This is a genomic window from Streptomyces poriferorum, from assembly GCF_019399235.1.
Lineage (GTDB): Bacteria > Actinomycetota > Actinomycetes > Streptomycetales > Streptomycetaceae > Streptomyces > Streptomyces poriferorum.
Map to the genome: position 1 here is coordinate 1 of NZ_JAELVH010000360.1, position 5,746 is coordinate 5,746.

The 5,746-nt window shown below is 73.2% G+C and carries 5 protein-coding genes; 4 read left to right on the forward strand and 1 reads right to left on the reverse strand.

The annotated features are described in order from the left end of the window. The first annotated feature begins 12 nt into the window (after positions 1–12). The 3 genes from JGS39_RS35695 (at position 13) to JGS39_RS35705 (ending at position 4,575) form a co-directional block, all read left to right on the forward strand. A complete protein-coding gene (locus JGS39_RS35695) occupies positions 13–2,526 on the forward strand; it encodes a ComEC/Rec2 family competence protein (RefSeq protein WP_236065886.1) in 2,514 nt (837 codons plus the stop codon). Positions 2,527–2,659: 133 nt separating this feature from the next. After that, positions 2,660–3,505: an arylamine N-acetyltransferase family protein gene (locus tag JGS39_RS35700; RefSeq protein ID WP_219573917.1), complete on the forward strand. Its 846-nt coding sequence runs from the start codon at positions 2,660–2,662 to the stop codon at positions 3,503–3,505. Positions 3,506–3,690: 185 nt separating this feature from the next. After that, a complete protein-coding gene (locus JGS39_RS35705) occupies positions 3,691–4,575 on the forward strand; it encodes a YceI family protein (RefSeq protein WP_219573918.1) in 885 nt (294 codons plus the stop codon). A 21-nt stretch (positions 4,576–4,596) separates the two neighbouring features. Here the strand turns inward: JGS39_RS35705 and JGS39_RS35710 are convergent, their stop codons facing one another. Next, positions 4,597–4,842, reverse strand: coding sequence for a hypothetical protein (locus JGS39_RS35710; protein ID WP_219573919.1), 246 nt, complete (start codon positions 4,840–4,842; stop codon positions 4,597–4,599). An 88-nt stretch (positions 4,843–4,930) separates the two neighbouring features. On the opposite strand from JGS39_RS35710, the gene holA reads away from it, so the two are divergent. After that, a partial coding sequence (holA, locus tag JGS39_RS35715; protein WP_219573920.1) for a DNA polymerase III subunit delta occupies positions 4,931–5,746 on the forward strand: 816 nt, incomplete at its 3' end.

Genomic DNA, 5,746 nt, shown 5'->3' on the forward strand with positions numbered 1-5,746 from the left:
GCCCCCAGCCGGCTGGGGGCTGCCGACCCCCGGCAGGAGGGCCCCGTCGATCTGCGGCTGCTTCCGCCGGCTCTGGCGGCCTGGGCCGGTGCCGCGGCGGCCCTGGATGTTCCCGGCCGCTGGACGACCGTGGGAGTGGGGCTCTGTCTCGGCGCGGCCATGGTCCTCCTCGCCCTGCCCGGCTTACGGCCCCTCCGCACGGCACACCCGTCAGGGACGGGCCACGAGGGGAGCGGCGCGGGGAGCCGATGGCGGTCGCCCACCAGGCTGCACACCACGGCTGCCGCGGCGGCGCTGCTGTGCGCGGCGGCCGGGGCGGCCTCGGCAGGGCTGCACAGGGCCGATGCGCGACAAGGGCCCGTGCCCGGGCTGGCCGTGCAGTTCGCCGGCATCGACGCGGAGATCATCCTGACCTCCGACGCCCGCCGAACGGCCCCCCGGGTGCGTGGCGACCACAGCACCCCCGATTCCCTGCTCCTGGACGCCGAGATCGTCCGGCTGACAGGGCCCGGCGGAGCGGCCGTCAGGCTGCGTACGCCAGTCCTGGTCATCGTCACGCCAGGGACGGCGGCGGCGCAGTGGCAGCGACTGCTTCCGTCCACCCGGCTGCGCGTCAGCGGCAGGCTGGCGCCGCCCCTGCGCGGCGGGGAGCGTGCCACCGCCGTGCTGCGCGCCGAGGGAAAGGGCCTGCCCCGCGTCATCGGCCCGCCCACCCGGCTCCAGCGCACCGCGGGCGGGCTGCGCGCCGGCCTGCGCACGGCGACGGACGGCCTCGGCCCCGATGCGCGCGCGCTTCTGCCCGGACTGGTGGTCGGCGACACCACACGGGTCACACCGGAACTGCACGAGGCCTTCCGGGCGACCGACCTCACTCACCTCATGGCGGTGTCGGGTGCCAATCTGGCGATCCTGCTCGTGCTGCTCATCGGTCCGCCCGGGCGTGCCCTGCGTGTCGAACGGCGCGGTCTGGCACCCGTGCTGGGGATCTCCCTGCGCGGCACCGCTCTGCTCGGCGGCGGGCTCACCCTCGCCTTCGTTCTTGTCTGCCGACCGGAGCCGAGCGTGCTGCGGGCCGCGGCCTGCGGTCTGATCACGCTGCTGGCCATCGGCACCGGGCGGCGCAGAACACTGATTCCGGCGCTGGCCGCCGCCGTCCTGCTGCTGGTGCTCTACGACCCGTGGCTGGCGCGCAGTTACGGCTTCGTCCTGTCGGTGCTGGCCACCGGAGCCCTCCTCACCCTGGCCCCTCGGTGGAGCGAAGCACTGCAACGGCGGCGGGTGCCACCGCGGTTGGCGGAGGCGCTGGCGGCCGCTGCCGCGGCGCAAGCGGTGTGCTCGCCCGTCGTGGTGCTGCTCGCCTCGCGCGTCAGTCTGGTGGGCATCCCGTGCAATCTGCTGGCCGAGTTCGCGGTGGCGCCCGCCACGGTGCTCGGGTTCGCCGTGCTGGCCCTGGCCCCGGTGGCCATGCCGGTGGCCGAACCGCTCGCCCGGGTCGCGGGATGGCCGGCGGGGTGGATCGCGGCCGTGGCCCGTGCCGGGGCCGGGCTCCCCGGGGCGGAGGTCGACTGGCCCGACGGCCGCCCGGGGGCGCTGCTGCTGGCGGCGCTGACGGTGCTGCTGGTGCTGTTCGCCCGGCGCGTCGGACGCCGCCCCTGGATCTGTTCGGCCGCCGCGCTGCTGCTCGTTCTCGCGGTGCTCCGCCCGGTGCCGCTGACCAGGGTGCTGACGGGATGGCCGCCGCCGGGCTGGACGTTCGCGATGTGCGATGTCGGCCAGGGGGACGCCCTGGTGCTCGCGGCGGGACCCGGGGCCGGCGTGGTCGTCGACGCCGGACCCGATCCCCGGCTGGTCGACCGGTGCCTGCGCGACCTGGACATCACCCGCGTCCCGTTGCTGCTGCTCACCCACTTCCACGCCGACCACGTGCGTGGCCTGACCGGGGTGCTGCGGGGCAGAGCGGTGGGGGCGATCCAGACGACGAGCCTGGACGAACCCCCGGAGCAGGCCGCGTTCGTCAGGAGAACCGCCGCCGCGGCCGGCGTCCCCCTGGTGCGCACCGTCCCCGGTGAGCGGCGCAGGACCGGCGCGCTCGTGTGGCAGGTGCTGTGGCCGCCCGGCGGCGCGACGACCGCGACGGGTCCTGTCGCCGGTCCCGCACCCCAGGAGCCGAACGATGCGAGCGTCACCCTGCTCGTACGGACCGGCGGGCTCACGTTGCTGCTCCTCGGCGACCTCGAACCTCCGGCTCAGCAGGGATTGTTGCGCAGCCATCCGACACTGCCGAGGGTGGACGTCCTCAAGGTCGCCCACCACGGTTCCGCGCATCAGGACGCGGCCCTGGTGCGCAGCACGCGTCCGAGGTTCGCGCTGGTGAGCGTGGGGCGGGACAACCCGTACGGGCATCCTGCCGCGCGGACGGTCGAGGCGCTCAGGTCCGGGGGAGCGGTGGTGCTCCGCACGGACAGGGACGGCGCGATCGCGGTGACGGGCGCCGGGGCGGGGCTGCGGGCGGTGGGCCGGTCATGACACCGCGCCTCCGCCGCCGGCCCCGGTGTCCGCAAGGTCGGTGAGCGCCCGCGCCGTCTCGTGCCGACCACGGCCCAGGTGCGTTGATCACAGGGGCAGGACACGGTGCCGTCCGCCGGGACAGACTGCCCTCATGGACCCACGACTGCCGCAGACCACCGACGCCTACCTGGAGCGCATCGGCGCCGCCAGGCCCGCCCGGCCCGACGCGGCGGCGCTGCGCGAGCTGCAACTGCGCCACCTCACCACCGTGCCCTTCGAGAACCTTTCGATCCACCTCGGCGAGGACATCGTGCTGGAGGAGAAGCTGCTCCTCGACAAGATCGTGGCGGACCGCCGCGGCGGGTTCTGCTACGAACTCAACGGCGCGTTCGCCGTGTTGCTGCGGTCCCTCGGCTTCCGCGTCACGCTGCTCCAGGCGCGGGTCTACGGTGAGGCGGGGCGGCTCGGCATTCCGTACGACCACATGGCGCTGCGGGTGGAGACGGACGACGGTACGGGGCCGTGGCTCGCCGATGTCGGCTTCGGTGACCATGCCGAGAGACCGCTCGCGCTCGGTGACCGCGCGGACCAGCGCGACCCGCGCGGCACCTTCCGGATCGCCCGGGCTCCTGTCGAGGGCGGCGTCGACGGGACGCCCTGCGCATACGGGGACCTCGACCTGCTGCGGGACGGGGCGCCCGGGTTCCGTCTGGACCTGCGGCCCCGGGCGCTTGCCGACTTCCGGGCCGGAGCCTGGTACCACCGGACCTCACCCGAATCCGGCTTCACCCGGTCGCCGGTCTGCTCGCGCTTCACCGCCACCGGGCGGATCACGCTCAAGGGCCACAAGCTCCTCACGACGGTGGGGACGGAGCGCCACGAGACGCCGCTGGGGAGCGACGAGGAGGTTCTCGCCGCCTACCGCGAGCACTTCGGAGTTCGCCTCGACCGGCTTCCTCCCGAGGGAGGAGTGGGCGTTTCTGCGTCGAATGGGTGACACACACAAACGGAACAATCAATTCGGACCTTCGGTAACACCTCCACCCAAGCCCTTGCGAGCCGCTCTGTTTGCCTCGAACGCCACAATGGTGATCGAATGCATGATCGTCGGCGGGCCGCTGTTCCGACAACGACGTCCAGTCCTCCGGCCCGAGGTGAAACCGCCCCCGGGAGTGCGTGGAGATGTTCGGCCGTTGGCTCGGAAACAAGGGAGCGACGGGTGCCGTACGCGGCAACGCCCTCGCCGGACTTGCCGTACCGGACTCCGCGGGTGTCCTCAGCTGCCGGGTGCTCGACCCGGTCAACGAGGCGGTGCAGCAGGCCGAGTTCGTCGTCACGGACGCCGCGGGACGCAAGGTCGTGGGCGGGGAGACGGACCCCTTCGGCAATGTCCTCGCCACGGTGCCGGCGGGGGAGTACCGACTGGCTGTCACGGCGGAGGGGTTCACCCCGTTCCACGGTTCGGCCGCGGTCACCGAGGGCGCTCACGCAGGCCTGGGCGATGTCACCCTGCAGGTCTCCGCTCCTCCGCAACTGCCCGACCCGGGCGAGTGGGAGATCGAGCCGATGCACTCGCAGATCGGGTTCACGGCCAGGCACATCGGGATGGCCCGCATCCACGGCCGGTTCAACACGTTCGCCGGTGCGGTCCGGATCGCCGACCGCATGGAGAACTCGGCCATGCACGTGATCATCGATGCCGCGTCGATCGACACGAACGTCCAGATGCGTGACGACCACCTGCGCTCGGGTGACTTCCTCGACGTCGGCCGCTATCCGACGCTGGAGTTCTACAGCGAGCGCTTCGTCCACCGCGGCGGCACCCGCTGGGGCGTCAGCGGTGCGCTCACCCTGCACGGAGTGAGCCGCACGGTGACGCTGGACACCCAGTACCTCGGCCTCGGCAACGGCCTGGAGGGCGAGACCCGCGCCGCCTGCCGCGCCACCACCGAGCTGCACCGTGAGGACTTCACCCTCACCTGGCAGACGATGCTGGCCCGTGGCATCGCCGCGGTCGGCTCCAGCATCTCGATCGACATGGACATCCAGATCGTTCCGAAGAGCTGACGGGCCGGTGCGGGGCGCCCTCTACGGGGCCTCCAGCCAGCCCTCGTACTCCGCGGCGAACGCATCGAGTGCCGCGGAGTCCAGGCGCCGGTCGGGATCCTCCACGACCAGCAGCCACTGGGCGTCCTCGGCGTCGTCCTCGCCGGCCAGCGCGTCGCGTACGAGCTGCGGCTCCTCCGCGACCCCGAACCGGTCGGCCAGCTCTCCTGCCGCCTCCTCCGCGGCGTCACGGTCGGGCAGCACCAGTACATGTCTCACATCGCTCACCCGCCCATTCTCGGGTACGTGCCGGAGCGCCCCCGAAGTGCCCCGGTCGCAGCCGGGCTGTCAGTGGCCCGTGGGATGCTGGACGGCGATGGCCACCAGAAGGAATTCCACCGACGACCCGCTCGCTCCCCTCACGCTCGCCGTGGGGCAGGAGGACCTGCTCCTGGACCGCGCCGTGCAGCAGGTGGTGGCGGCGGCCCGCGCCTCCGACGCCGACACGGATGTCCGGGACCTCGCCTCCGACCAGCTCCAGCCGGGCACACTCGCCGAGCTGACGAGCCCTTCGCTCTTCGCCGAGCGCAAGGTGGTGATCGTGCGCAACGCACAGGATCTCTCCGCCGACACGATCAAGGACGTCAAGAAGTACCTCGACGACCCGGTCGAGGAGATCACCCTCATTCTGCTCCACGCGGGCGGCGCGAAGGGCAAGGGGCTGCTCGACGCGGCGCGCAAGGCCGGGGCGCGGGAGGTCGCGTGTCCGAAGACCACCAAGCCGGCCGAGCGCCTCTCCTTCGTGCGGGGCGAGTTCCGGACACTCGGCCGCTCCGCCACCCCCGAGGCGTGCCAGGCGCTGGTCGACTCCATCGGCAGCGATCTGCGGGAGCTGGCCAGCGCGGTGTCGCAGCTCGTCGCGGACATCGAGGGCACGATCGACGAGGCCGTCGTGGGGCGCTACTACACGGGGCGCGCGGAGGCGTCGAGCTTCACGGTCGCCGACCGGGCGGTCGAGGGGCGGGCGGCGGAGGCCCTGGAGGCGCTGCGCTGGTCCCTGTCGACGGGGGTCGCCCCCGTCCTGATCACCAGCGCGCTCGCGCAGGGCGTACGGGCCATCGGCAAGCTCTCGTCGGCGCGGGGCGGCCGGCCGGCCGATCTCGCCCGGGAGCTGGGCATGCCGCCCGGCATG